The organism is Streptomyces polyrhachis (assembly GCF_042663125.1).
Lineage (GTDB): Bacteria > Actinomycetota > Actinomycetes > Streptomycetales > Streptomycetaceae > Streptomyces > Streptomyces polyrhachii.
The window spans coordinates 1-24990 of the sequence record NZ_JBHSZO010000056.1; the positions used below are offsets into that span (position 1 = coordinate 1).

Consider the following 24990-nt stretch of genomic DNA (forward strand, 5'->3'; position numbering starts at 1 on the left):
GATCGCACGAACCTACTGGTCCTCGACCTTGACCAAACACATAGGGGCACCCCCCGCGCTAGGCGTTCGGCCAGACCTCGAAGGGTGCGCGCGGGGTCGGCCACGTGGTGCACCGACTCCTTCAGCCACATCGCGTCGAGCTGTTCGTACGGCAGCTGCACGCGTCCTTCGGCGATGTCCTCGGCGGAGGCGACGATCGGTGCCAGACCGGGAGGTGGTGGTGTGCCAAGCTGGTCGAGCATCGCTTCGGACGGGTCGACACAGAGGATGGGGCGGCGGGGCCGGACCCGCTCGGCCACTTCCCTGGCGAAGAGGCCGGTACCGGAGCCGATGTCGGCGATCCGGTCCGCGGGGCCGAGCCGCAGTGCCTCGGCGATCCGTCCGGCCATCCAGGGGACGTAGTCAGGTCCGTAGACCCAGTGCTCGTCGTACTCGGCAGCCAACTCATCGTAGTGCCCCCGCACTTCGCGCCCTTCCACGATCCCCCTCGTGTGTCGCCGTTCGTATCGCAGCAAGCAAGGGGCAGGTTATCGCGGGCAGTCGATCGGCGACAGACGGTAACTGGACGATAGCGAACACGCCCGCACCCAACTCCTCACCCGGCTGCGGCAGCTGTGGAATCAGGCGGTACCGCACGGTGGCGACCGGACGGATCCGCGCCTTTCGGAGTCCGTCCCCACTCGCGGCCTTCCACCATGCCTACGGCGCAGCGAAAAGGGCCGTGATCATCAGATCACGGCCCTGCACTCTTATGTGTCCGAGGGGGGACTTGAACCCCCACGTCCGATAAAGGACACTAGCACCTCAAGCTAGCGCGTCTGCCATTCCGCCACCCGGACCGGTGGTCTGCCGCAGGGTTTCGCCCGCGGTGACGAGTACAACGATACCAAGGTTTTGGAGTGCCTTTCACCCCCGTTTCCCGTCACGCTGCGTGCGCGGTCGGATGCGTTTGGCGAGGTCAGCGTGAGGGCGGCCGTCTCGGCCGCCCTCACGCACCGTGGTCGCGTGCCTGAGCCGTCCGCTCAGCAGTCCTCTCCGCGCAGGTAGCACGCCGAGCGGCGGGCCGTGCTCAGGGAGCCGGCGGGGTTGGTCTGGGGGCTGACCGCGTCGTCCCGTTCCACCAGCCAGTTGTGAGAGCGCCGGCCGTACGTGGTGCGGGTGAGCGTGCCGATGAAGCGCTCGTAGTCGATGTCACCGTCGCCGACGTCCGTCATGTGGTAGCCGTGCGGTGTCGTCTCGTCGTGCTCGCCGTCCTTCACGTGGAAGAGGGGGAAGCGCTGCGGCGCCGCGAGGACGTAGTCCAGTGGTTCGAAGGGCGCCGGGGTACCGTCCGGGCGGGTGCCGAAGCGGTACTGGCCGACGTATGCCCAGTAGATGTCCATCTCGAAGAACACCAGGTCAGGGTCGGTCTCGGCGAGCATCAGGTCGTAGATGCGCACCGTGGGGTCGTCGCTGCAGAAGGCGAACTCGTCGGAGTGGTTGTGCTGGTACCACTTCATGCCCAGCGCCTTCGCCGCCGCGCCGTAGGCGTTGAACTCCGCCGCCGAGCGCTTCACCGCGTCGACCGTGGTCCCGTAGCGGAAGGGGCCGGCCCAGGTGCCGATGTACGGCAGGTCGAGCTCCCGGGCATCGGCCAGGACCTGGCCGAGGCTGCTCGCGAAGGAGTAGCCGCCCGTGTACGAGACGTGGCTGCCGATGCCGCGCAGGCCGTTTCCGGCGGCGAGGCGGCGCAGCCGGGGCAGGGTGAGGGGGCCGGTGCCCTGGGCGTAGCCGGCGTACTCGATCTCGTCGTAGCCGTACTCCGCGAGGGCCTCGAAGACCGGCGCGAAGCCGACGGAGGCGATCTGGTCGCGCAGGGTGTAGAGCTGGATGCCCAGCCGGCCGGGCGGCACGATCGCGCCCTGCGCGCGGCCCGCGGCGGTGGCGGGGGTGGCCGCCGCGCCGGTGAGGGCGGCGGCGGTGGCGCCGGCCGCGACGCCGAGGAAGCCGCGGCGCTTGAGGGTGCGGGCGAGGTTGTCGGTGTGCTCGGTCATGGGCGGATGCTCCTTGGTCGGGTCGGGTCGGGTCGGGTCGGGGGGCTCGGGAGGCTCGGGTGGGATGGGCCAGTCGTCCTGGTCGGTCGGGCTGATCAGGCCGGACGGTCGGGCGTGTGGTGCGGTGTGGGGTCTGCGGGGCGCGGCTGCGGTACGAGCCCGGCCAGGCGCAGGAGCAGCCGCTTGACGTCCGTCGCCGCCACGGGGGTCGACGGGCCGGCGGGATCGGTGGTGAGGAGGACGGGGCCGTCCGCCTCGGTGGCCGGGGGCAGGCCGTGGCTGCCGCGTACCGGCTCGGGGTCCAGGGGGACGACCGCCATGCGGTAGCGCAGGCCCGCCTTCTTGCGGGCGAGGGCGCTCGCGGCGCGCAGGCGGACGTAGGGGTCGCGCGGGTCGAGGAACAGCTCGGCGGGGTCGTAGCCGGGTTTGCGGTGGATCTCGACCTGGCGGGCGAAGTCCGGGGCGCGGTCGTCGTCGAGCCAGTAGTAGTACGTGAACCAGGCGTCCGGCGCGGCGAGGGCGACCAGCTCGCCGGCGCGGGGGTGGTCCAGGCCGTACGCCTTCTTGCCGTCGTCGTCCAGGAGGCGGTCCAGCCCGGGGAGGCCGGCGAGCGCCTCGCGGGTACGGGGGACGTCGGCCGGGTCGCGGACGTAGACGTGGGCGATCTGGTGGTCGGCGACGGCGAAGGCGCGGGAGGCGGTGGGGTCGAGGTACTCCATGCCGGCCTGGGTGTGGACCTCCAGCAGGCCGGCGCGGCGCAGGGCGCGGTTGATGTCGACGGGGCGGTCGGCGCGGGTGATGCCGTACTCGGAGAGGACCACGGTGGTGGCGCCCTCCCGGTCGGCGTCGGCCAGCAACGGGCGCAGAGCCGTGTCGAGTTCGCGGGCGGCGGTGTGGGAGCGGGGGTCGTCGGGGCCGTAGCGCTGGAGGTCGTAGTCGAGGTGCGGGAGGTAGACCAGGGTGAGGTCGGGGTGGCGGGTGGCCAGCAGGTGGCGGGCGGCGGCGATGATCCAGCGGGAGGACTCCAGGCCGGCGCGCGGGCCCCAGTAGGAGAAGAGGGGGAACGTGCCGAGTTTCGCGGTGAGTTCGTCGTGCAGGGCCGGGGGGCGGGTGTAGCAGTCGGGTTCCTTGCGGCCGTCGGAGTAGTAGACCGGGCGCGGGGTGACGGTGTAGTCGGTGCCGGCGCCCATCGCGTACCACCAGCAGACGTTGGCCACCGTGTAGCCGGGCTGGACGCGGCGGGCGGCGTCCCACAGCTTGTCGCCGGCGACGAGGGCGTTGTGCTGGCGCCACAGGAGTACCTCGCCCAACTCGCGGAAGTACCAGCCGTTTCCGACGATGCCGTGCTCGGCGGGGGGTGCTCCGGTGAGGAAGGTCGACTGGGAGGTGCAGGTGACGGCGGGCAGGGGTGGCTGGAGGGGCGCGTGGGAGCCGGCGCGGGCCAGGGCGCTGAGCGCCGGCATGTGGGCGAGCAGGCGCGGGGTGAGGCCGACGACGTCGATGACGGCCAGCGGGCGGGCGGTCACGGCAGCTCCTTGAGGCCGAGGGAGGTCAGCAGGTCGCGGGCGAGCGCCAGTTCGGCGGCGATGCCGTCGGCCAGCTGGGCGCGGCTGCGGGGGCGCAGTTCGGGTGGGAGGGCGTGCCAGGTGTAGGTCTCGACCTCCAGGTGGCGGGTACGGGCGCGCGCGCCGCCGAGGAGGTGGGTGAGGGCGGCGCGCAGGACGGGGAGGGTGGCCGTCAGGGGTGCTTCGAGGGGGGCGTGCAGGGGGACATGGACGTGCGAGCGCCATTCCGGTACGTCGTCGGGGCCGGTGGGCAGGCCGCCGGCGAGGGCTTCGGGGAGGTCGTCCACGGCCCGTACGCCGTGGGGGGTGCGGGCGCGGGTCTGGTGCAGGAAGCGCGGTTCGGCGAAGGCGGCGAGTGCGGCCCGTACCGCCGGATCGTGCGGGCTGCGGGCCTGGAGTGCTGCGGAGAGCTGGGCTTTCACGACCGGGACGCCCGCTTCCTGGAGCGCGGCCAGGGCGGTGGACGGGTCCTCGAAGGAGGTGGCGAGGTGGCAGGTGTCGACGCAGACGCCGATGCGGTGCGGGGGCGGGGCGTCGGGGCCGGTGAGGAGGGCGAGGGCGTCGGCGGTGGTCTCGATCGTGCAGCCGGGTTCCGGTTCGAGGCCGACGCGCAGGGAGCGGCCGGTCAGTTCCTCGATGGCGTCGAGGCGGTCGGCGAGGGCGTGCAGGGCCTTCAGGGACTGCGTGCGGCGGCTGTCGTCGAAGTCGGTGCGCCAGGCGAGCGGGAGGGTGGAGACGGTGCCCTCGGTGACGTCGTCGGGGAGGAGCGCGGCGAGGAGGCGGGCGAGGTCGGCGGTGTGGTCGAGGCGTTCGGTCGTCGTCCAGTCGGGTTGGTAGACGCGGTACTTGACGATCTCGGCGCCGAAGCCTCGGTAGGGGAAGCCGTTGAGGGTGACGACCTCCAGGCCGCGTTCGTCGAGGGTGCGTTTGAGGCGGCGCAGGGCGGCGGGGTCGGCGCCGAGGGTGCGGGTGACGTCGCGGGCGAGCCACAGGCCGATGCCCAGGCGGTCGCGGCCCAGGCGGCGGCGGACGGGCTCGGCGTGGTCGCGCAGTTGGGCCAGGACGCCGTCGTGGTCCTCGGCGGGGTGGACGTTGGTGCAGTAGGCGAGGTGGACGGTGGAGCCGTCGGGGTGGCGGAAGCGCATGGTTCAACTTCCTCCGCGCAGGAGGGAGTTGCCCTGGTAGAGGTCGGTGGTGGGCTTGTCCGGTTCGAGTTCGAGGCGGCCGCTCTGGGCGTAGAAGGCGACGGGGTTGCGCCACAGGACGCGGTCCACGTCGTCCTCGCAGAAGCCGGCGGCGAGCATCGCCAGGCCGGTGCCGCGGGTTTTCAGCGGGTCGCTGCGGCCCCAGTCGGCGGCGGAGTTCACCAGGACCCGGTCCATGATCGCGGAGCCGTACTCGCGCAGGACGGCGACCATCCGCGCCTCGTCCATCTTGGTGTCGGGGTAGACGGAGAAGCCCAGCCAGACGCCGTTGTCAGTGGCCGCCGCTACGGTCGTCTCGTTGAGGTGGTCCAGGACGACGCGCTGCGGGGGGAGGTCGGATTCGCGCAGGACGTCGAGGGTGCGGGCGACGCCGGCGGCCTTGTCGCGGTGGGGGGTGTGGACGAGGGCGGGCAGGCCGTGGTCGGCGGCGAGCTGCAGTTGGGCGGCGAGCGCGTGGTCCTCGGCCGGGGTCATCGCGTCGTAGCCGATCTCGCCGACGGCCACGACGCGGTCCTTGTGGAGGTAGCGGGGCAGTTCGGCCAGGACGGGGGTGCAGCGGGGGTCGTTGGCCTCCTTGGGGTTGAGGGCGAGCGCGCAGTGGTGGGCGATGCCGTGCTGGGCCGCGCGGAAGGGCTCCCAGCCGAGGAGGGAGTCGAAGTAGTCGAGGAAGGTGGCGGGGGAGGTGCGGGGCTGGCCGAGCCAGAAGGAGGGTTCGACCAGGGCGCGTACTCCGGCGTCGTGCATCGCCGTGTAGTCGTCGGTGGTGCGGGAGGTCATGTGGATGTGGGGGTCGAAGATACGCATGGGGTTCTCCGAGGTCCGGGGCGGCGGGTGAGGGGGGTGCGGTGGGCTACTCCTGGGGGGCGGTGAGCGTGAGGGCGTGGCGCAGGTCGTCGGGGACGGGGCGGCCGGCGGCCTCGCGTTCGGCGGCGTAGCCGGTGAGCATGCGGGCCAGCTCCGTGTCGCCGCGGGCGCGGTCGGCGAGCCGGGCGACGGCGGTGAGGGGGACGCCGGTGAAGAGGCATTTGAGGACGGCCTGCCGCCAGGCGGGGGTGTCGAGGTGCTCGGCCGCGTAGGGGCCGAGGGCGGCGGCGATCAGCCGGGTGTCGTTGGTGCGCAGGGCGTCGTGGAGGAGGGGGAGGGCCTGCGGGCCGGGGTCGAGGTGCGGTAACGCCCGTAGGACGGCGAGGCGTTCCGCCGTGTCGCCGTGCTCGTAGAGGCGGGTCGCGGTGGCGGCGTCGGCGCGGGCGGCGCGCAGCAGGAGCAGGCGTACGGCGTCGGCGGCGTGGGAGCCGCAGGCGCGGCGGGCCGCCGTGAAGCGGGCCTCCCAGGGGGCGGGGGTCGCGGCCGCCGCCGCTGTCGCCTCCCGCAGTGCCTCCACCAGCCAGATCCGCGCGCCCGGTGCCAGGCCCGACTCCACCGCGGCCCGCAGCGCGGCGAGGGCGGCGGGGGTGCGTTCGGTGATCATCGCGGTTTGCCTCCCCGTGCCGCCCGCCCGCCCGCCGCCGCTTCCGTCGCGCGCAGGAACTCCAGTGAGGTGCGCGCGAGTTCGGGTCCGGCGTGTGAGTGGCGGGGCAGTTCGACGCTGATCAGGCCGCGGTAGCCGCTGGCCCGCAGCGCTCCCAGCAGCGGTTCGAAGTCGATCTCGCCCTCCCCGAAGGGCAGGTGCTCATGCACACCGCGCCGCATGTCCTCGATCTGTACGTGCGCCAGCCACGGCGCCGCCTCCCGCACGCACTCGGCCGGCGGGAGCGGCTCCAGGCACTGGCAGTGGCCGAGGTCCAGCGTCAGTCCCAGCGCCGGGTGCTCCCCGACGGCGGCGCGCAGCCGGTGGAAGCCGGCGAGGTCGTGGAGGAGGTGGCCGGGCTCCGGTTCGACGGCCAGCGGGATGCGGGCGTACTCGGCGGCCGTGAGCACCGGTTCGAGTGACTGCGCCAGCGTCTCCCACGCGGTGTCCTCGGCCACCCCGGCCGGCCGGCGCCCGCTGAAGGCGTGCACCGCGCCCGCGCCCAGCTCCCCGGCCACCCGCAGCGCCGTCAGGAGCAGCCGCTGCCGGGCCAGGCGCCCGGCAGAATCGGGGTCCAGCAGGGTCGGGGCGTGCTTGCGGCGCGGGTCGAGGACGTAGCGCGCGCCGGTCTCGACCGTCACCGCCAGCCCGGTGCGCTCCAGCACGCGGGCGACGGCCGCCGTGCGCGCGAGGAGGTCGGGGGCCAGCGGGTCGAGGTGCATGTGGTCGAGGGTGAGGGCGACGCCGTCGTAGCCGAGGTCGGCCAGCAGGGCGAGGGCGTCGGTCAGGCGCAGGTCGGTGAGTCCGTTCGTACCGTAGGCGAGGCGCAGCCGGCTCATGTCACGCTCACCTTCCCTGACTGGCGGCGGGCGAGGGGGATCAGCGCGAGCAGCGCGGCGGCGGTCGCGGGGGCGCCGCGGCGGGCGGCCAGCGCGGCCTGCAGCGGGAGCAGCGCCCCGATGCCGGCGCCCACCGCCGTCCGGGTGAGGTGCGGGCTGGGGTTGAGGGCGGCGTGGGCGTACGGGCGGGCGGCCGCCGCGGCGTAGGTGAGGCAGGCGGCGGTCGTCAGGTCGCGCGAGCCGCCGGTCGTGCCGCGCCGGATGCCGTCCGCGACCGCCAGCGTGCCGGCGAGCGCGGCGGCCGGCGTCGCTGCCCGGCCGCCCCACGCCTCGTTGCGGGAGACGGCGGTGACGGCGTAGGTGTGGGCGGCGAGGAAGGCCGCGGCTCCCAGCGGTGAAGGAGCCTGGTGGGAGCGGTACGTGGGCGATCCGCCGGCCGCCGCGCCCAGCAGCAGGTCCAGTCCCCGCGCCGCCGCCATGGCGGCCGGTCCCGCCGCCGTCTGCTTCAGCCGCAGGTCGTACGCCCACACCGTCGCCGCCAGTGCCGCGCCCACCCCGAGGGGGCGCCGACCCGCCGCCGCGGCCAGCGCCAGTCCCGCGCCGGTCAGCGCGCCGGCCGCCGCCAGCGCGGCGCGGGGGGCGATCCGGCCGGAGGGGATCGGGCGGTGCGGGCGCTCCACGGCGTCGACCTCGCGGTCGGCGTAGTCGTTGAGCGCCATCCCGGCCCCGTACAGGCAGACCGACGCCCCGGCGGCCAGCGCCGTGCGGCGTCCCGGCCGCACGCCCGCGGCGGCGGCGCCGGCGAGTGCGTCGCCGGGGATGGTGAACAGGGCGGGCAGCCGCAGCAGTTCGGCCCAGGCGCGCCGGTTCATGAGTCCGCTCCCCTCGTCGGCTCCGCTGCCCGCAGCCGCCCGGCCAGTGCCAGCAGCGCCGCCCACTGCCCGGCCAGGTCCGGCGGCCCGCAGTCGGGGTCCTTGAAGTAGAAGCCCAGCCCCGGTACGGGCCCACTGATCCCCGCTTCGTGGGCGCGCGCCATGATCCGTACCAGGTCCAGCACCAGCGGTGCGGCCAGCGCCGAGTCGCAGCCCTGCCAGATCGTCTGCAAAACCATCCGGGTGCCGAGGAAGCCGTCGAAGGCGACGTGGTCCCAGGCGGTCTTCCACTCCCCCAGCGCCGGTACGTCGTCGATGTGCACCTCGCCCTCGGGCAGCGCGCCGAGGTTGTCTGCCAGCACCCGCTCCTTGCCGGCGTTCTTCGCCGCCGCCGCGGCCGGGTCGCTGAGCGCGGCCCCGTCGCCGCCGCCGAGGAGGTTGGCCCCGGACCAGGCGCGCACGGCCAGGGCGCGCTGGGCGAACATCGGCGCCAGGACGGCCCGTAGCAGCGTCTGCCCGGTCTTGCCGTCCCGGCCGGCGTACGGCAGGGCTGAGGTCTCGGCGAGCGGCCGCAGGGCGGGGTGGTGCAGTCCGGTGGAGGGGGTGAAGTTGAGGTACGGGCAGCCGGCGCGCAGGGCCGCCGCCGCGTAGAGCGAACTGGGCGGGAGTTCCCCGCCGTTGGGCGCGGCCTCGGTGGAGGCGACGTTGACGACGACCGTACGGGCCGGGGCGCGCCGCCGGGTGAAGTCGGCGAGGTCGGCGGCGATGCGCTCCACCGCGCCCGTGTCACCGGGGCTGCCGCGCTCCCCCGCCCGTATCTCCGCGTCGGCGGCGGCGAGTTCACGGTGTACGGCGTCCGGCAGCCCCACCGGCAGGACGCCGGCGGCGGCGAGCTGCTCGGCCCGCTTGGGCAGCGGTGTGCAGGCGGTGTCGTGGCCGCCGAAGACGAGCCGGCCGAGTGCGGGGAGCGCGCAGCCGGCGAAGGCGGGGGTCTCGGTGACCATGCCGAGCGGCTGGTGCAGCCCGGCGGCCAGGGCGGCCGCGCCGGCGACGACGGTGGTGGCGACGGAGCCGCGCGCGCCGACGAGCCAGACTCCGGTGGGCGGCGGCTCGGTCTGCTTCCGGGAGAGGGACGTGTTCACGGAGTACCTCCGGTCAGCGCTGGTGGGTGGCGTGCGCAGGGGGGCCTCAGTGCCCGCTCCCGAACGCCGCGTCGAAGGACGCCTGCGGCGGGTCGAAGTCCAACTCCCGGAGTTTGCGCAGTGCTTCGGGCGCCCCCTGGAGCCGGTCCATGCCCGCGTCCTCCCACTCCACGGAGATCGGCCCCTGGTAGCCGATGGAGCGCAGCATCCGGAAGCAGTCCTCCCAGGGCACGTCGCCGTGTCCGGCGGAGACGAAGTCCCAGCCCCGGCGCGGGTCGCCCCAGGGCAGGTGGGAGCCCAGGCGCCCGTTGCGGCCGTCGAGGCGCTTGCGGGCCTCCTTGCAGTCGACGTGGTAGATGCGGTCGCGGAAGTCCCACAGGAAGCCGACCGGGTCGAGGTCCTGCCAGACGAAGTGCGAGGGGTCGAAGTTGAGGCCGAAGGCGGGCCGGTTGCCCAGGGCGTCCATGGCCTGGCGGGTGGTCCAGTAGTCGTAGGCGATCTCGCCGGGGTGGACCTCGTGGGCGAAGCGCACGCCCACCTCGTCGAAGACGTCCAGGATCGGGTTCCACCGCTCGGTGAAGTCGGCGTAGCCGCGCTCGATCATGCCCGGTACGGGGGGCGGGAACATGGCGACCAGGTGCCAGATGGACGAGCCGGTGAAGCCGACCACGGTGTCCACGCCGAAGGCGGCCGCCGCCCGTGCGGTGTCGGCCATCTCGGCGGCGGCGCGCTGCCGTACGCCCTCGGGTTCGCCGTCGCCCCAGATGCGGGCGGGGAGGATGGCGCGGTGGCGTTCGTCGATGGGATGGTCGCAGACGGCCTGGCCCACCAGGTGGTTGGAGATCGCCCGGCACGTCAGCCCGTACTTCTCCAGCAGTCGGCGGCGCCCGTCGAGGTAGCCGGGCTCGGCCAGTGCCCGATCGACCTCGAAGTGGTCGCCCCAGCAGGCGAGTTCGAGGCCGTCGTAGCCGAAGTCGCGGGCGTGGCGGGCGACCTCCTCCAGCGGCAGGTCGGCCCACTGTCCGGTGAAGAGGGTGAAGGTGCGGGGCATGAGGCTGCGCTCCCTTGGCCAGTCTGGCAGTCAACTGACGGGGATGTAGGCGGAGTTCTTCGCGGCGCTCTCCTCGACCGCCGCCAGGACGCGCTGGACGCGCAGCCCGTCGGCGAAGGAGGGGGCGGGCTGCTCGCCGGCGGCGATGGCGTGCACCAGGTCGCGGGCCTGGTGCACGAAGGTGTGCTCGTAGCCGAGGCCGTGGCCGGGGGGCCACCAGCCGGAGAGGTAGGGGTGCTCGGGCTCGGTGACGAGGATGCGGCGGAAGCCGGCGGTGGGGGCGGGCTCGGCGTGGTCGTGGTAGGACAGCTCGTTGAGGCGCTCCAAGTCGAAGGAGAGGGAGCCCAGTTCCCCGTTCAGCTCGACCGACAGGGCGTTCTTGCGGCCCGCCGCGAGCCGGCTGACCTCGAAGGAGGCCAGGGCCCCGGAGGCCATGCGCCCCTGGAAGAGCGCCGCGTCGTCCACGGTGACCGCCCCGAGCCCGCCCGTACCTCCCGAGGCGGTGAGGCCGGACGAACTCCCGGGCAGCGGGCGCTCCTTGATGAACGTCTCGGTCAGCGCCGACACCCCGGCGATCGCCTCCCCCGTGAGGAACTGCGCCAGGTCCACGAGGTGCGCCCCGAGGTCCCCGAGCGCCCCGGAGCCGGCGTGCTCCCTGCGCAGCCGCCACACCAGCGGGAAGGCCGGGTCGGTGAGCCAGTCCTGCAGATACGTCAGCCGTACGTGCCGCAGCGCGCCCAGCCGTCCCTGGGCGACGAGCTGGCGGGCGTACGAAAGGGCGGGCACCCGGCGGTAGTTGAAGCCGACCATGGCGACCTGCCCGCGGGCGGCGGCCGCCTGCGCGGCGGCGGTCATCGCCTCCGCCTCGGCGACGGTGTTGGCGAGCGGCTTCTCGCAGAGCACGTGCTTGCCGGCCGCCAGTGCGGCGACGGCGATCTCGGCGTGGCTGTCGCCGGGCGTGCAGATGTCGACCAGCTGCACGTCGTCGCGGGCGACGAGGACGCGCCAGTCGGTCTCGGCGGCGTCCCAGCCCAGCCGGGCGGCGGCGGCCTCGACCTGCCCGCGGTCGCGGCCGCAGACGGCCGCCAGCCGGGGGCGCAGGGGCAGGTCGAAGGCCCGGCCGGCGGTGCGCCAGCCCTGGGAGTGGGCGGCGCCCATGAACGCGTAGCCGACCATGCCGATGCCGAGTTCGGGTGCCGGTTCGTCGTTCGACATACAACTCCTCGCTGTTCGGTGACGGTGGTGAGCTGCCCGGCGGCCGGCCCGCGGCCGTAACACCGGGTCGCCGTCGGCCTACTTGAACCCGGTGGGCAGGTAGCGGTCGACGTTCTCCTTGTCGACCACCGCCGAGTACAGGGTCACGAAGGCGGGGATCTCGAACTCCGCCATCCCGCCGACGCCCTTGCCCTGGCCGAGCGCCCGCGCGAGGTCGATGGCGGAGGCCGCCATGGTCGGCGGGTAGAGGACGGTGGCCTTCAGGACCGTGTTGTCGGCCTTGATGTTGTCGAAGGCGTTCCTGGATCCGGCGCCGCCTACCATCAGGAAGTCCTCGCGCCCGGCCTGCTTGATGGCCTGCAGCGCGCCGTCGCCCTGGTCGTCGTCGTGGTTCCAGAAGGCGTCGAACTCGGGGACTGCCTGCAGGAGGTCGGTCATCTTGCGCTGCCCGGACTCGACGGTGAACTCGGCGGCCTGGCGGCCGACCTTCTTGATGTTGGGGTAGTTCTTCAGCGCGTCGTCGAAGCCCTGGGTGCGCTGGCGGGTCAGCTCCAGGCTATCGATGCCGGCCAGTTCGATGACCTTGGCGCCGCTCTTGCCCTTGAGCTTCTCGCCGATGTAGCGCCCGGCGTTGAGGCCCATGCCGTAGTTGTCGCCGCCGATCCAGGTGCGGTACGCCTGCTGGGAGTCGAAGACCCGGTCGAGGTTGATGACGGGGATGCCCGCCTGCATGGCCTTCAGGCCGGCCTGGGTCATGGCCTTGCCGTCGGCGGGCAGGATGACCAGCACGTCGACCTTCTTGTCGATCAGCGTCTGGATCTGGCCGTCCTGCGCGGCGGGGTCGTTGGAGCCCTCGGTGATCTCCAGGGTGACGTCGCTGTACTTCCCGGCGCGGCTGCGGGCGTTGTCGTTGATGGCGTTGAGCCAGCCGTGGTCGGCCTGCGGTCCAGCGAAGCCGATGGTGACGGGCTTGCCGGGCTTGTCGTCGGCGCCCTGCCCGACCTCCTGCGCTGCGGGGTCGTCCTTGGCCTCGTTGCTGGTGCAGGCGGTGAGGAAGGTGCCGGCGGAGAGCGCGGCGGCTCCGAAGAGCACGTTTCTGCGGCTGGTGAGCGGGGTGTGGGACATGGCGTGTGACCCTTCGGTACGTCGGAAGTGCCGGGAGGAGGGCGCGGGTTGAGGCGGGTGCGGCGCCGGGCTGCGGGAACGTACGGCGGCCGGGATCATGTCTCGGCGGCGCTGCGTGAGGTGCGGTGCTGGATCAGCACGGCGACGACGATGATGGCGCCCTTGGCGATCTGCTGGACGTCGTTCTGCAGGTTGTTGAGGGAGAAGATGTTGGTGATGGTGGTGAAGACCAGCACGCCGAGCACGGAGCCGACGATGGTGCCCCGGCCGCCGCTGAGGAGGGTGCCGCCGATGATCGCGGCGGCGATGGCGTCGAGTTCGTAGAGGTTGCCGTTGGTGTTCTGGCCGGAGCCGGTCTGCACGGTGAGCATGAAGGCGGCGATGCCGCAGCACAGGCCCGACAGGACGTAGAGGTAGAGGCGTTGGCGGCGCAGGTCGATGCCGGCCAGGCGGGCGGCCTCGGGGTTGCCGCCCAGGGCGACGGTGCGGCGGCCGAAGCTGGTGCGGTTGAGCAGCAGCCAGCCGAGCACCGCGATCACCGCGAAGATGATCACGAGCGGGGGGATGCCGAGCACGCGGGCGCCGGGCAGTCCCAGGTCGGTGACGGAGGCGTTCTCGGCGGTGACGCGCTGGGTCTTGCCGTCGCTGAGGGAGACGGCGAGGCCGCGGGCGGAGGCGAACATCGCGAGGGTGGCGATGAAGGGGACGAGCTTCCCGTACGCGATGAGCAGCCCGTTGACGAGCCCGCAGCCCACGGCGACGGCGGCGGAGGTGAAGAGGATGCCGCCGAAGCCGTACTCCTGGGTGGCCACGGTCGTCGCCCAGACGGAGGCCAGGGCGACGATGGCTCCGACGGAGAGGTCGATGCCGCCCCCGATGATCACCAGGGTCATGCCGACGGCGACGACGCCGATGATGGAGGACTGGGTGAGGATGTTGCGCAGGTTGTTGACCCGCAGGAAGGTGTCGGGCTCGGTGAAGGCGCCCACGGCGACGAGGATGCCGAGGACCAGCACGAGGGCCAGGATGCGCTTGTCGGCGCGCTCCCACAGGGCGCCGGGGCCGGCGGAGGCGGGCAGCGGACCGGCCTTGGCGGCGGGGGTGGTCTGGGAGGAACTCAGCACTGCTCGGCGTCCTTCCGTGAGGTGCCGCCCGGGGTGCCGGGAGCGGAGGGGGTGGTGTCGCCGCGGGCGGGGGCGCCCGAGGAGACGACGAGGTCGAGGACCTGGTGCTCGGTGAGTTCACGGCCCGGGGCGGTGTGGATGACCTCGCCCTCGCGCAGCACCAGCACCCGGTCGGCGAGGCCCAGGACCTCGGGCAGGTCGCTGGAGACGAGCACGACGCCGACACCGGAGTCCGCCAGGTCGCGGATGACCGCGTACAGCTCGGCCCGGGCCCCGATGTCGACGCCGCGGGTGGGCTCGTCCAGCAGCAGCACCTTGCACTCGCGCAGCAACCAGCGGGCCAGGACGGCCTTTTGCTGGTTGCCGCCGGACAGGGTGCGGATGGGCAGCTGCGGGTTGTCGGGGTGCAGGGAGAGCCGGCGGACGACCTCGTGGGTGGCGCGGCGCTCGCCGGAGCGGTCCATCCAGCCCAGGCGGGAGAAGCGGCGCAGGGAGGAGACGGAGACGTTGCGGGTGACGGACTCGCCCAGCAGCAGCGCCTGCGACTTGCGCTCCTCGGGCGCCAGCCCGATCCCGGCGTCGACGGCGGCGCGCGCCGAACCGGTGCGCACCGGCCGCCCGTTGACGTACACGCGCCCCGCTGTCGGCTTGCGCGCCCCGAAGATCGTCTCCAGCACCTCGGAGCGCCCCGACCCGACCAGCCCGGCGAGTCCGACGATCTCCCCGGGCCGCACCTCCAGGTCCAGCGGGGCGAACTCCCCGTCCCGGCATAGCCCTTCGGTCCGCAGTACGGGCGCGGCGGAGCCGTCCGCCCCGCCGTCCGCCCGCTGGGGGAAGAGGTACTCGACCTCGCGCCCCGTCATCAGCGACACCACCTCGGAGGTGGGTGTCGTACGGGCGGGCAGCCCCCGGGCGACGGCGCGCCCGTCCTTCAGCACGGTGACGCGGTCGCCGATGCGGCGGATCTCCTCAAGCCGGTGGGAGATGTAGATGACGGCGACGCCCTCGGAGGTCAGGTCGCCCACGATGCGGAAGAGGTTGTCGACCTCGTCCGGGTCGAGGGCGGCGGACGGCTCGTCCATGACCATCAGCTTCACGTCGTGCGAGAGGGCGCGGGCCATGGAGACGATCTGCTGCCCGGCGGCGGAGAGCGTCCCCACGATCCGGCCGGGCGCGATCTCGGGGTGCCCGAGCCGGGCGAGGAGGGCGGCGGTGGCGGCGCGGGCCGCGCGCGGGCGCAGGAAGCCGTGGCGGCTCAGCTCGTGCCCGAGGTAGACGTTCTCGGCGACCGACAGGTGCCGGACGAGGTCCAGTTCCTGGTAGATGGTGGCCACGCCCAACCGCATGGCGGCGACGGGGGACTTGAGGACGGCGGGTTCGCCCTGCCAGACGATCTCGCCGCCGTCGGGCTGGTGCACGCCCGCCAGCACCTTGATCAGCGTCGACTTGCCGGCCCCGTTCTGCCCGAGCAGGCAGTGCACTTCACCGGCCCGGACGTCGAGATCGACGCCGTCGAGGGCGCGTACGCCGGGAAAGACCTTGGTGATCGCGGACATCGTGAGCAGGGGTGGAGGGTCCTGCGGAGCGGTAGGTGCCATGTGCGGATCTCCTGTTTTCGGGCAGGGCTGATCGCGGTACGGCGGTGCGGGGTGGTGCGGCTCGGGTGCTACGGGAGCACCGACAGGGCGCGGCACGCCGGCGACGGCGCGGCCACGTACGCGAAGTACGAACGCGGGCTGTGCGGTTGTACGTTCCCGGGCCGCCGAAGCAGCGGCCCGGGACGGCTACGCGGGCGAGAAGAGGTGGTCGCTGGTGAGCCGGGCGGCACCGATGACACCGGCGACGGGCCCGAGTTCGCCCAGCACGATGGGCAGGTTGCCGGTGGCGAGCGGCAGCGACTGGCGGTAGACCTGGGTGCGGATGGCGGCGAGCAGGTTGTGGCCGAGCCCGGTGACCCCGCCACCGATCACCACCAGGCCCGGATTGAGGAAGCTGACCAGGCCGGCGATGACCTGCCCGGTACGGGTGCCGCCCTCGCGGATGAGCTGGAGGGCGCAGGGGTCTCCGGCCACGGCGGCGGCGGAGACGTCGGTGGCGGAGAGGCGTCCCACGCTCTCCAGCCGGGTGGCCAGTTCGACGGACCGCCCGTCCCGGGCGGCGGCCTCGGCGTCCTTGGCGAGCGCGGCGCCACCGAAGTAGGCCTCAAGGCAGCCGCGGTTGCCGCAGGCGCAGGGACGCCCGTCGGCCTCGACCTGGATGTGCCCGATATCACCGGCGCTGCCGTTGGTCCCCCGATAGACGTCACCACCGACGACGATGCCGCAGCCGATACCGGTACCGATCTTGATGCAGAGGAAGTCACGCACCGACCGCGCGACTCCGGCGTGCTGCTCACCGAGGGCCATGATGTTCACGTCGTTGTCGACCATGACGGGACAGCCCAGTTCCTGGCTGAGGGCCTCCCGTACGGGAAACCCGTCCCATCCCGGCATGATCGGGGGCGACACAGGGACCCCTTCGGGAAACCGCACGGGCCCCGGCACACCGATCCCGGCACCGTCGAACCCCTCGGCAACCCCGGTGGCACGCAACTTGGCGGCCATGGCGAGCACTTGCTCAAAAACGGCGACGGGCCCCTCGCGAACGTCCATGGGCTGGTTGAGATGCCCGAGGACCTCCAACTCGGCGTTGGTGACGGCCACATCGACAGAGGTGGCACCGATATCAACACCAAGGAACCGCAGCGCGGGGGCCAACCGCACATTGTGCGACCGCCGCCCGCCCCGCGAGGCGGCGAACCCGTCAGCGACAACAAGCCCGGTCTCAAGCAGCCGATCGATCTCCACGGCCAACTTGGACCGGGAAAGCTCGACCTGATCCCCCAACTGAGCCCGGGAGTTGGGCCCACCATCACGCAGCAACCGAAGCAACCGCGCCTGATGCGCATTGGCGGGCCGAGCCGTCATACGCCGCATCGCTCAGCTCCCTCCACACGCACGGGCCCCGGCCAACGTCCACCGAAGCAACCAAGCCGACCGAACACCTTTACCGGGGAACGTAGCAGCGCACCGCAACACTGGGAAGAAGTAGTGCACGATCCACCCCCAACTTTCCCCATCCACAGGACAAAGCCCTAACAAGCCCACCCGCACTCGCACCCGGCCCGTATCCCCCACACCCACCTAGCCGATGCCCCGCGCCCACCCGAACCCAGCCCGCCCATGCCCCCATGCCCACCCGAACCCAGCCCGCCCGTGCTCCCTCCCCCACCCGAACCCAACCGACCCACACCCGCACTCACCCAGCCCATATCCATGTCAATGTCCACCCACGTCCCCCAGTCCCCCACCCACAGACCCCCACCCCCCACCGGCCCACTTCACCCACCCCCAGCCACCCAGCGTCGCGGAGCGACGCAGCACCCCCTGTCGCGGAGCGACACAGCACCCCCACCGCGGAGCGGTGCAACGCCCACCCACCGCGGAGCGGTGCAACCCACCCCCAGGTAGACACCGTCCACCCCCTTAGTAGACACTGTCCACTATGCCCCCCACCCCCCGATCCCGCCTCCTCCAATCCGCCAGAACCCTCCTAACCGAATCCGGCGTAGAGTCCCTCACCCTCCGAGCAATCGCCCGCCACGCCGGCGTCTCCCACGGGGCACCCCTGAAGCACTTCCCCCACCGGGCAGCCCTCCTCTCCGCCATCGCAACCCAGGGCTTCCGCGAACTGGCAGCCCGCACCGGCGACGAACTGAACGCCCTCCCCCCCACCGCACCCCCCGCCCGGCACCTGCGCACCGGCCTCCACGCCTACGCCGAGTTCGCCCTCGCCAGCCCAGAAATGTTCCAACTGATGTTCCGCCAGGACCTCCTGGACCCCACCGACGAAGAGCTGCGCGAAGCCGGCACCGCAGCCTTCACCCCCCTCCTCACCGGCGTACGCAACCTCCAGACCACCGGCTGGCAGCGCGAGGCCGACCCCCTCCTCCTCGCCGGCGCCCTGTGGTCCTCCGTACACGGACTGGCCCAGCTGTGGTCCTGGGGCTCCCTCCCCTACGCGACGACAGCCACCTCGATGGACCAGATCTACGACACCCTCTGCCAAGCCCTCGGCCTCAACGCCACAGATCCCGCATAACGCCACCGATCCGAACGCCACCAACCCCGCATAAGGAACCACCCATGACGCAATCCCCCATGACGCAACCCCCCACCCCCGCCCCCGACTTCGACCGCGAGACCGCCGTGACCCGCCGCCCCGGCGGCCGGTCGATATACGACACCGACCTCCCCGGCGCCTGGAAGGTGGGCATGGGCATCAACGGCGGCCTCCTCCTCTCCGTAGCCGCCCGCGCCCTGTCGGCCGAGCTGGGCGAGGGCCCCACGCCCCACCCGCACCCCTTCTCGATCAGCGCGTACTACCTCTCCACCTCCACCGCGGGCCCGGCCACCGTGGAGGTCGACACCCTCCGCCGCGGCCGTACGGTCTCCACCGCCTCCGCCTCCCTCTGCCAGCCCGGCGAGGACGGCACCCCCGTGGAGCGCCTGCGCGCCCTGGCCACCTTCGGCGACCTGGCCGCCCAGGACGGCGACATCCGCACCTCCGCCAAGCCGCCGCACCTGCCCGCCCCCGAGGAGTGCTTCGGTACGGAGGCGGCCCCCGCGGAGTTCAAGGCCCAGTCCCCCCTGCTGGACCGCGTGGACCTGCGCCTCGACCCGGCCTGCGTCGGCTGGGCGGTCGGCGCGCCGTCCAACAAGGGTGAGATCCGCGGCTGGTTCCGCCTCCCGGAGGGCCGCGACCCCGACCCGCTGCTGCTCCTCCTGGCGGTCGACATCCTCCCCCCGGTCAGCTTCGACCTCGGCGTCCCCGGCTGGGCGCCGACCCTCGAACTGACCGCCCACGTACGGGCGAAGCCGGCCCCCGGCTGGCTGCGCGTGGTCCACTCGACGCGCAACTTCGCGGGCGGCTACCTGGAGGAGGACGCAGAAGTCTGGGACTCCACGGACCGCCTGGTGGCCCAGTCCCGCCAACTGGCCCGCGTACGCCTGCCGAAGAAGTAACCGCACCCTCAACCCGACCGAGCCGCACCCTCACCCGCGGCCGAGCCGCCCCCGACCCACCTGGCGCGGCTCGGCCGCCGAAGGCCGGTGAGGAATCACCCCTCCCGCAGCAACCCCCGCAGAGCAAGAGCGTCCGACGCCATAGCACTGGTCAACGTCGCAAAGCCACCGGCCAACTCCATCCGCGCAGCCTGCGCACCCTCCCCCGGCCCCTCCCACACCCGCGATCCACCCGCCATCTCCCCTCCGACCCGCAGCAGTTGCCCCACCGCACGGCAGCCGTCCACCCCCGCCGGCCCGTCCCAGCCCCCGTACCCGGGCCCCAGCCCCGTCTCCTGATCCAGCAGCAGCCGCCCGTCCCGCCGCACGGTGAGCCGCGAGGCAAGACTGCCGGGCTCCTCCCCCGCCCGCCCGAGGACCAGCTCCTCACGAAAGACGAGCCGAGCACCCGCACCCACCTCGATCCGCGTACCCACCCGCAGCAGACTCCCCCCAGCGGCGATCAACGGCTCAGGCTCCCACCGCAGTTCAGCACCCTCCTCGACCACGATCCGCACGTCGTACGCAGCCGCCGCACCCGTGTGCCCCGGCAGCGCGATCGTCGCCGCGGCACTGGAGAACCGAAGCCGGGCCCCCGCCCGTACCGTCACATCCAGAGCCAGCCGATCCCCACCCAGCGGCGCGCTCATCGCCCCGACCAGGCAGACCTGCGCCCCCACCCCAGCTCCGGACGAACGGACCCGCCGCAGCGCCAACGGCCCGTCACTCTCCAGAACGGGCAGAACCGTACGCCCGTCAAAACCAGCGGAAGCCACCACCCGCGCATGCGCCCGCACCCCCGCACCCACCGGCACGACCGTGCTCACCGCCACGCCCCCAGCCGCCCCCGCACCCACTCGGCAACGGGCTCGACCCCGCCCTCCCCCACCAACGACGTGAAGACAACCGGCAGTTCACCGCGCTGAACAGCGGCGTCCCGCCCCATACGACCAAGATCCGACCCCACATAGGGCGCCAGATCCGTCTTGTTGACCACCAGCAGATCAGCGGTGGCAACCCCGGGCCCACCCTTGCGCGGAATGTCATCACCCCCCGCCACATCGATCACGAAGACCTGAGCGTCCACCAGCCCCTTGGAGAACGTGGCGGTGAGATTGTCACCCCCGGACTCGATCAGGACCAGCTCCAGCCCCCCGACCGACTCCTCCAACTCCTCCACCGCCTCCAGATTGGCGGAGATGTCATCGCGAATCGCGGTGTGCGGACACGCCCCCGTCTCCACCGCGGCAATCCGCTCCGCCGGCAGCACAGCCTCCCGCAGCAGGTACTCCGCGTCCTCCCGCGTGTAGATGTCGTTCGTGACGACGGCGATCGACCACTCCTCCCGCAGTGCCCGGCACAGCGCCGCGACGGTCGCCGTCTTACCGGAGCCGACCGGCCCACCGATCCCGATCCGCAGCGCCCGCCGGCCCCCATCCGGACGGAAGTCACCGTGGGTGTGACGCTCGGGGAAGGTCTCGCGGTGATCCAGGTGCACAACATCTCCCAACGTAGAGATCCCTCAGGACGCGAACAGCCGCACAGCCCAACCGGCATGCTGCTCAGCGGCGATATCAAGCCACACGCTCGACGCGGCCGGCAGCGCATCGACTCCCCCGCCATCTCCCCCCTCCCGCGCCCTCTCCGCGCACTCAGCGGCCCGCACCGCTACCTCGTCCACCCGCGGCGCCAGCCGCGCCAGCACAGCCGTCGCGTCGAAGGGATCGAGGCTCAGCAGCCGCACGGCCGCCGTCGCCGGCCCCGACACCGCCTCGTACGCCACCACCTGCGCGGCGTCCAGCGGACCGAGCCCCGCCACCCGCGCCGCGACGCCCAGCACGACCGGCTGATGCGCGCCGCGCGGAAAAGCCGCCGCCAGCGCCTCCAGTTCCGGATGCGGCCACGCGGCCCGGGCCGCCCGCAGCGCCTGGCGCCCGAGCCTGCGACTCACGCCCCGCAGCACGGCCGAGGGCGTACGGGCATCAGCGGCCTCGTCAAGCACCACCGGATCAAGCCCGCCGCAAGCAGCAGCCGCAAGCCCGGCCCCCGTCAGCCCGGCCGTCGCCAACCGCCCCGCGCAGTACGCATGGAGCGTGCCGGCATCCCGCACCCGCCCCGCCTTCACCGCCGCCTCCACCCCACCGGAATGAGCGTGGCCCCCGGCGGGAAAACGGCCGTCAGCGAGAACGAGGAGCGCCGCACGCGTGTGCCCGCCCATCCTGGAAGAACGCGTGTGACCGCCCATCTCAGAAGAGGAAGTACCGCTGGGCCATGGGGAGTTCGGCAGCCGGAGCAGGCTCCACCACCTCGCCGTCGATCGTCACCGTGAAGGTGTCCGGATCGACGACCACCCGGGGCAGCGCGTCGTTCTCCCGCATATCGGCCTTGCCCAGCCCCCGCGTCGAGGCCGCCGCCAGCATCCGCTTGCCGTGCCGCTCCCCCAACCCTGCCTCCAGCGCCAACGGCGTCACGAAGTTCACCGAGTTGAGCGCGGGCGCCCGCCCCAGCGCCCCGAACATCGGACGCGGAAAGACGGGCTGCGGCGTGGGAATGGAGGCGTTGGAGTCCCCCATCTGCGCGTACGCGATCTGCCCGCCCTTGACGACGAGTTGCGGCTTCACCCCGAAGAACCCCGGCTCCCACAGCACCAGATCGGCCAGCTTCCCGACCTCGACCGACCCGACCTCCCCGTCGATGCCCTGCGCCACCGCCGGATTGATCGTGTACTTGGCGACATAGCGACGCGCCCGCCGGTTGTCCGCCCGCCCGTCCCCGGGCAGCGAACCACGCCGCCGCTTCATCACGTGCGCGGTCTGCCAGGTACGCATGACCACCTCACCCACCCGCCCCATGGCCTGGGAGTCGGAGGAGATGATCGAGATCGCCCCGAGGTCGTGCAGGATGTCCTCGGCCGCGATCGTCGTCGGCCGGATCCGCGACTCCGCGAAGGCCAGGTCCTCCGGCACCGAGGGGTTGAGGTGGTGGCAGACCATCAGCATGTCGAGGTGCTCCTCGACGGTGTTGACGGTGTGCGGCCGGGTCGGATTGGTGGAGCTGGGCAGCACGTACGGCTCGGAGACCACGGTGATGATGTCGGGCGCGTGCCCGCCGCCCGCGCCCTCCGAGTGGTACGCGTGCAGGGTCCGCCCCGCGACGGCGGCGAGGGTGTCGCCGACGAAGCCGGCCTCGTTGAGCGTGTCGGTGTGGACGGCGAGCTGCGCGCCCGTCTCCTCGCAGACCGTCAGGCAGGCGTCGATCACGGCCGGGGTGGCCCCCCAGTCCTCGTGGATCTTGAACCCGAGCGCGCCGCCCCGCAGTTGGCTGAGCATCCCCTCCCGCGAGACGGTGCTCCCCTTGCCGAGCAGCCCCACGTTGACCGGGCAGCCGTCCAGCGCGGCGAACATCCGCTCCAGATGCCACGGCCCCGGCGTGACCGTCGTCGCCTTGGTGCCCTCCGCCGGCCCCGTACCACCGCCGATGAGGGTGGTGACCCCGGAGGCCAGCGCCTCGTCCACGAGCTGCGGCGAGATGAAGTGGACGTGCGCGTCGATCGCCCCGGCCGTGACGATCCGCCCGTTCCCGGCGATGACCTCCGTCTCCGGCCCGATCGCCAGCCCGGAAGTGACGCCGTCCATGGTGTCGGGGTTGCCGGCCTTGCCGATGGCGCTGATGCGCCCGTCGCGCAGCCCGATGTCGGCCTTGACGACACCCCAGTGGTCGAGGATCACCGCCCCGGTGATCACGGTGTCGGGCGCGCCCTCGGCCCGGGTGACCAGGGACTGCCCCATCGACTCGCGGATGACCTTCCCGCCCCCGAACACCGCCTCGTCACCGGCGAGTCCGGGCCCACCGCAGCGGTCCTCCTCGATCTCGATCAGCAGATCGGTGTCCGCCAGCCGAATCCGGTCCCCGGTGGTCGGCCCGAAGAGGTCCCCGTACGCGGCCCGGCCCAGCTCAGCCATCGAGCGCACCCCCGATCTCCCCACGCAGCCCCGCCACGACCCGCCGCCCGGCGAGCGGAACGAGCGCCACCGCCACCGGAATCCCCGGCTCGAACCGCACGGCGGTGCCGGCGGCGATGTCCAACCGCAGCCCGTACGCGGCCGAACGGTCGAACTCCAGCCCGGGGTTGGCCTCGGCGAAGTGGTAGTGCGAGCCGACCTGCACCGGCCGGTCGGCGGCGTTGAGCACGGTCAGCCGCGTCACGGGCCGCCCCTCGTTGATTCGGACCGCCGCGTCGGCGTAGAGAATCTCACCGGGAATCACGCTCAACCCCCCTCAGCAGATCGGCTCATGAACGGTGACCAGCTTGGTCCCGTCGGGAAAGGTCGCCTCGACCTGCACCTCGCGGATCAGCTCCGCGATCCCCTCCATCACGTCCTCGCGGCCCAGCACCCGCCGCCCGGAGGCCATCAGCTCCGCCACCGTACGGCCGTCGCGGGCCCCTTCCAGCAGATGGGAGGTGATCAGCGCGACCGCCTCGGGATGATTGAGCCGCACCCCCCTGGCCCGCCGCTTCTCCGCCACGTCGGCGGCCACATGGATCAGCAGCCGCTCCTGCTCATGAGGAGTCAGTCGCACACTCGTACCCCGCATCGGCTCGACCCCGGCCGTACCCGCTACGCCCGGACCGCACGAACGCTAGCGGCGATGTTTTACCGCCGCGTTACACGACGGGACCGACACGCCCGGCAGCCTCCCCGCCAGGTCTCCGTCAGCGGGCGATCCGGTGGTACGAAGACCCCCATGGCGTGGTTCACCGACTCCGGATACGCACTCGGCCGACTCCTCTTCCAGCGCGGCCTGGCGGCGCTGTACCTGGTGGCGTTCCTCGTCGCCGCCCACCAGTTCCGGGCGCTGATCGGCGAACGCGGCCTCCTCCCTGTCCCGCGCTTCACCGCCCGCGTCCCCTTCCGCGACTCCCCCAGCGTCTTCCACCTCCACTACACGGACCGGTTCTTCGCGCTGTGGTCCTGGAGCGGCGCGGCACTGTCCGCCGCACTGCTCGCCGGCGTGGGGGATCTCGTACCGCTGTGGGCGTCGATACTGCTGTGGGCGGCGCTGTGGGTGCTGTACCTGTCGATCGTCAACGTCGGCCAGACCTGGTACGCGTTCGGCTGGGAGTCGCTCCTGCTGGAGACCGGCTTCCTGGCGGTCTTCCTCGGCAACGACGAGGTGGCGCCGCCGGTCCTGGTGCTCTGGCTGCTGCGCTGGCTGCTCTTCCGGGTGGAGTTCGGCGCCGGGATGATCAAGATGCGCGGCGACAGCTGCTGGCGCGACCTGACCGCCCTGTACTACCACCACGAGACCCAGCCGATGCCGGGCCCGCTGAGCTGGTTCTTCCACCACCTCCCGCGGCCCCTGCACCGGATCGAGACCGCCGCCAACCACGTCGCCCAACTGGTGCTGCCGTTCCTCCTCTTCACGCCCCAGCCCGTGGCGACCTGGGCGGCGGCGGCCCTCGTGGCGACCCAGCTGTGGCTGGTGCTGTCGGGCAACTTCGCCTGGCTGAACTGGCTGACGATCCTCCTGGCCCTCTCCGTCGTCCAGCTCCCCGGGATCTACGAACGCCGACTGCCGGACGCCCCCCTCTGGTTCACGGTGCTGGTCTGCGCTGCGGCAGCCCTGATCGCGGTGCTGAGCTGGCGCCCCGCCCGCAACCTCCTCTCCTCCCACCAGCGCATGAACGCCTCCTTCGACCCCCTGCACCTGGTCAACACCTACGGCGCCTTCGGCAGCGTGACCCGCGTCCGGCAGGAGGTCGTGCTGGAGGGCACGACGGACGAGGTCGTCACCCCCACCACCGAATGGCGCGAGTACGGCTTCAAGGGCAAGCCGACGGCCCTGAAACGCCTCCCCCGCCAGTTCGCCCCGTACCACCTGCGCCTCGACTGGCTGATGTGGTTCGCGGCCCTCTCCCCGTCGTACGCGGCCCAGTGGTTCCCGGGGTTCGTGGCAAAACTCCTGGAGAACGACCCGGCGCTCCTCCGCCTCCTCCGCGACAACCCCTTCCCCGACACCCCACCGGCCCGGATCCGCGCCCGGCTCTACACGTACGAGTTCACCGACTGGACGGAACTACGCGCCGGCGCGGGCTGGTGGAAGCGCAGGCTGATCGGCGACTACCTGCGACCGGTAAGCCGACGGGACCTCTGAACGCAAAAATGCCTCAACCCCCGAGCCGAAGCTCGGGGGTTGAGGCTAAAAAAT

Annotated in this window: 24 protein-coding genes and 1 tRNA gene; 3 read left to right on the plus strand and 22 right to left on the minus strand. The window is 72.6% G+C overall.

What is annotated here, in order from left to right; translation table 11 throughout:
- From ACFQLX_RS24145 to ACFQLX_RS24220, 16 genes are all read right to left on the minus strand, one after another.
- Positions 1-479: class I SAM-dependent DNA methyltransferase (locus tag ACFQLX_RS24145; RefSeq protein ID WP_386418442.1), on the minus strand; the 479-nt coding region annotated here is incomplete at its 3' end.
- A 275-nt stretch (positions 480-754) separates the two neighbouring features.
- Positions 755-839, minus strand: a tRNA-Leu gene (locus ACFQLX_RS24150).
- A 183-nt stretch (positions 840-1022) separates the two neighbouring features.
- Positions 1023-2033: a sugar phosphate isomerase/epimerase family protein gene (locus ACFQLX_RS24155; protein ID WP_386418443.1), complete on the minus strand. Its 1011-nt coding sequence runs from the start codon at positions 2031-2033 to the stop codon at positions 1023-1025.
- A 95-nt stretch (positions 2034-2128) separates the two neighbouring features.
- Positions 2129-3559 carry an alkaline phosphatase family protein gene (locus ACFQLX_RS24160; protein ID WP_386418445.1) on the minus strand — a complete coding sequence of 477 codons (1431 nt, stop codon included), beginning with the start codon at positions 3557-3559 and terminating at the stop codon, positions 2129-2131.
- Positions 3556-4743: a metabolite traffic protein EboE gene (gene eboE, locus ACFQLX_RS24165; RefSeq protein WP_386418447.1), complete on the minus strand. Its 1188-nt coding sequence runs from the start codon at positions 4741-4743 to the stop codon at positions 3556-3558. Before eboE ends, ACFQLX_RS24160 begins: the two co-directional genes overlap by 4 nt.
- 3 nt (positions 4744-4746) lie before the next feature.
- Positions 4747-5607 (minus strand): TatD family hydrolase, encoded by an 861-nt coding sequence (locus ACFQLX_RS24170; RefSeq protein WP_386418449.1) that lies wholly within the window; start codon positions 5605-5607, stop codon positions 4747-4749.
- Positions 5608-5653: 46 nt separating this feature from the next.
- A complete protein-coding gene (locus tag ACFQLX_RS24175) occupies positions 5654-6271 on the minus strand; it encodes an EboA domain-containing protein (RefSeq protein ID WP_386418451.1) in 618 nt (205 codons plus the stop codon).
- The gene (locus ACFQLX_RS24180; protein ID WP_386418452.1) at positions 6268-7149 is read right to left on the minus strand and encodes a sugar phosphate isomerase/epimerase family protein; all 882 of its coding nucleotides are present in this window, start codon (positions 7147-7149) and stop codon (positions 6268-6270) included. Before ACFQLX_RS24180 ends, ACFQLX_RS24175 begins: the two co-directional genes overlap by 4 nt.
- A complete protein-coding gene (locus ACFQLX_RS24185; protein WP_386418453.1) occupies positions 7146-8021 on the minus strand; it encodes an SCO3242 family prenyltransferase in 876 nt (291 codons plus the stop codon). The genes ACFQLX_RS24180 and ACFQLX_RS24185 overlap by 4 nt, the downstream gene beginning before the upstream one ends.
- On the minus strand, positions 8018-9163 hold the full coding sequence (locus ACFQLX_RS24190; protein WP_386418455.1) for an inositol-3-phosphate synthase: 1146 nt from the start codon (positions 9161-9163) through the stop codon (positions 8018-8020). Before ACFQLX_RS24190 ends, ACFQLX_RS24185 begins: the two co-directional genes overlap by 4 nt.
- Positions 9164-9209: 46 nt before the next feature.
- Positions 9210-10214 (minus strand): sugar phosphate isomerase/epimerase family protein, encoded by a 1005-nt coding sequence (locus ACFQLX_RS24195; protein ID WP_386418456.1) that lies wholly within the window; start codon positions 10212-10214, stop codon positions 9210-9212.
- A 30-nt stretch (positions 10215-10244) separates the two neighbouring features.
- The gene (locus tag ACFQLX_RS24200) at positions 10245-11429 is read right to left on the minus strand and encodes a Gfo/Idh/MocA family protein (RefSeq protein ID WP_386418458.1); all 1185 of its coding nucleotides are present in this window, start codon (positions 11427-11429) and stop codon (positions 10245-10247) included.
- 78 nt (positions 11430-11507) lie between these two features.
- Complete coding sequence (locus ACFQLX_RS24205; RefSeq protein WP_386418459.1) at positions 11508-12554, minus strand: substrate-binding domain-containing protein; 1047 nt, start codon at positions 12552-12554, stop codon at positions 11508-11510.
- A gap of 95 nt (positions 12555-12649) precedes the next feature.
- Positions 12650-13675: an ABC transporter permease gene (locus tag ACFQLX_RS24210; protein WP_386418480.1), complete on the minus strand. Its 1026-nt coding sequence runs from the start codon at positions 13673-13675 to the stop codon at positions 12650-12652.
- Entirely contained in the window at positions 13672-15276 is a 1605-nt protein-coding gene (locus ACFQLX_RS24215) for a sugar ABC transporter ATP-binding protein (RefSeq protein WP_386418461.1), read from the minus strand. The genes ACFQLX_RS24210 and ACFQLX_RS24215 overlap by 4 nt, the downstream gene beginning before the upstream one ends.
- A gap of 186 nt (positions 15277-15462) precedes the next feature.
- Positions 15463-16644 carry an ROK family transcriptional regulator gene (locus ACFQLX_RS24220; protein WP_386418482.1) on the minus strand — a complete coding sequence of 394 codons (1182 nt, stop codon included), beginning with the start codon at positions 16642-16644 and terminating at the stop codon, positions 15463-15465.
- A 577-nt stretch (positions 16645-17221) separates the two neighbouring features.
- Between ACFQLX_RS24220 and ACFQLX_RS24225 the strand changes: the two genes are divergently transcribed.
- Both ACFQLX_RS24225 and ACFQLX_RS24230 read left to right on the plus strand, forming a co-directional pair.
- Complete coding sequence (locus ACFQLX_RS24225) at positions 17222-17818, plus strand: TetR/AcrR family transcriptional regulator (RefSeq protein ID WP_386418463.1); 597 nt, start codon at positions 17222-17224, stop codon at positions 17816-17818.
- A gap of 44 nt (positions 17819-17862) precedes the next feature.
- Positions 17863-18741 (plus strand): thioesterase family protein, encoded by an 879-nt coding sequence (locus tag ACFQLX_RS24230; RefSeq protein WP_386418465.1) that lies wholly within the window; start codon positions 17863-17865, stop codon positions 18739-18741.
- A 95-nt stretch (positions 18742-18836) separates the two neighbouring features.
- On the opposite strand, the gene ACFQLX_RS24235 is transcribed toward ACFQLX_RS24230, so the two are convergent.
- The 6 genes from ACFQLX_RS24235 to ACFQLX_RS24260 form a co-directional block, all read right to left on the minus strand.
- A complete protein-coding gene (locus ACFQLX_RS24235) occupies positions 18837-19460 on the minus strand; it encodes an urease accessory protein UreD (protein WP_386418467.1) in 624 nt (207 codons plus the stop codon).
- Between the two features lie 143 nt (positions 19461-19603).
- Positions 19604-20278 carry an urease accessory protein UreG gene (gene ureG / locus ACFQLX_RS24240; protein WP_386418469.1) on the minus strand — a complete coding sequence of 225 codons (675 nt, stop codon included), beginning with the start codon at positions 20276-20278 and terminating at the stop codon, positions 19604-19606.
- 24 nt (positions 20279-20302) lie between these two features.
- Entirely contained in the window at positions 20303-21025 is a 723-nt protein-coding gene (locus ACFQLX_RS24245; RefSeq protein ID WP_386418471.1) for an urease accessory protein UreF, read from the minus strand.
- A gap of 1 nt (position 21026) precedes the next feature.
- Positions 21027-22742 (minus strand): urease subunit alpha, encoded by a 1716-nt coding sequence (locus ACFQLX_RS24250; protein WP_386418472.1) that lies wholly within the window; start codon positions 22740-22742, stop codon positions 21027-21029.
- Positions 22735-23046, minus strand: a complete 312-nt coding sequence (locus ACFQLX_RS24255) for an urease subunit beta (RefSeq protein ID WP_386418474.1) — start codon at positions 23044-23046, stop codon at positions 22735-22737. The genes ACFQLX_RS24250 and ACFQLX_RS24255 overlap by 8 nt, the downstream gene beginning before the upstream one ends.
- Positions 23047-23058: 12 nt before the next feature.
- A complete protein-coding gene (locus ACFQLX_RS24260) occupies positions 23059-23361 on the minus strand; it encodes an urease subunit gamma (RefSeq protein ID WP_386418476.1) in 303 nt (100 codons plus the stop codon).
- Between the two features lie 165 nt (positions 23362-23526).
- On the opposite strand from ACFQLX_RS24260, the gene ACFQLX_RS24265 reads away from it, so the two are divergent.
- A complete protein-coding gene (locus tag ACFQLX_RS24265) occupies positions 23527-24936 on the plus strand; it encodes a lipase maturation factor family protein (protein ID WP_386418478.1) in 1410 nt (469 codons plus the stop codon).
- Positions 24937-24990: the final 54 nt, after the last annotated feature.

Bases quoted from the DNA above. Each gene is read 5' to 3' on its own strand.
- ACFQLX_RS24155 (WP_386418443.1), bottom strand. From the start codon at position 2,033: ATGACCGAGCACACCGACAACCTCGCCCGCACCCTCAAGCGCCGCGGC.
- eboE (WP_386418447.1), bottom strand. From the start codon at position 4,743: ATGCGCTTCCGCCACCCCGACGGCTCCACCGTCCACCTCGCCTACTGC.
- ACFQLX_RS24170 (WP_386418449.1), bottom strand. From the start codon at position 5,607: ATGCGTATCTTCGACCCCCACATCCACATGACCTCCCGCACCACCGAC.
- ACFQLX_RS24175 (WP_386418451.1), bottom strand. From the start codon at position 6,271: ATGATCACCGAACGCACCCCCGCCGCCCTCGCCGCGCTGCGGGCCGCG.
- ACFQLX_RS24180 (WP_386418452.1), bottom strand. From the start codon at position 7,149: ATGAGCCGGCTGCGCCTCGCCTACGGTACGAACGGACTCACCGACCTG.
- ACFQLX_RS24185 (WP_386418453.1), bottom strand. From the start codon at position 8,021: ATGAACCGGCGCGCCTGGGCCGAACTGCTGCGGCTGCCCGCCCTGTTC.
- ACFQLX_RS24195 (WP_386418456.1), bottom strand. From the start codon at position 10,214: ATGCCCCGCACCTTCACCCTCTTCACCGGACAGTGGGCCGACCTGCCG.
- ACFQLX_RS24200 (WP_386418458.1), bottom strand. From the start codon at position 11,429: ATGTCGAACGACGAACCGGCACCCGAACTCGGCATCGGCATGGTCGGC.
- ACFQLX_RS24205 (WP_386418459.1), bottom strand. From the start codon at position 12,554: ATGTCCCACACCCCGCTCACCAGCCGCAGAAACGTGCTCTTCGGAGCC.
- ACFQLX_RS24215 (WP_386418461.1), bottom strand. From the start codon at position 15,276: ATGGCACCTACCGCTCCGCAGGACCCTCCACCCCTGCTCACGATGTCC.
- ACFQLX_RS24220 (WP_386418482.1), bottom strand. From the start codon at position 16,644: ATGACGGCTCGGCCCGCCAATGCGCATCAGGCGCGGTTGCTTCGGTTG.
- ACFQLX_RS24225 (WP_386418463.1), top strand. From the start codon at position 17,222: ATGCCCCCCACCCCCCGATCCCGCCTCCTCCAATCCGCCAGAACCCTC.
- ACFQLX_RS24230 (WP_386418465.1), top strand. From the start codon at position 17,863: ATGACGCAATCCCCCATGACGCAACCCCCCACCCCCGCCCCCGACTTC.
- ACFQLX_RS24245 (WP_386418471.1), bottom strand. From the start codon at position 21,025: ATGGGCGGTCACACGCGTTCTTCCAGGATGGGCGGGCACACGCGTGCG.
- ACFQLX_RS24250 (WP_386418472.1), bottom strand. From the start codon at position 22,742: ATGGCTGAGCTGGGCCGGGCCGCGTACGGGGACCTCTTCGGGCCGACC.
- ACFQLX_RS24265 (WP_386418478.1), top strand. From the start codon at position 23,527: ATGGCGTGGTTCACCGACTCCGGATACGCACTCGGCCGACTCCTCTTC.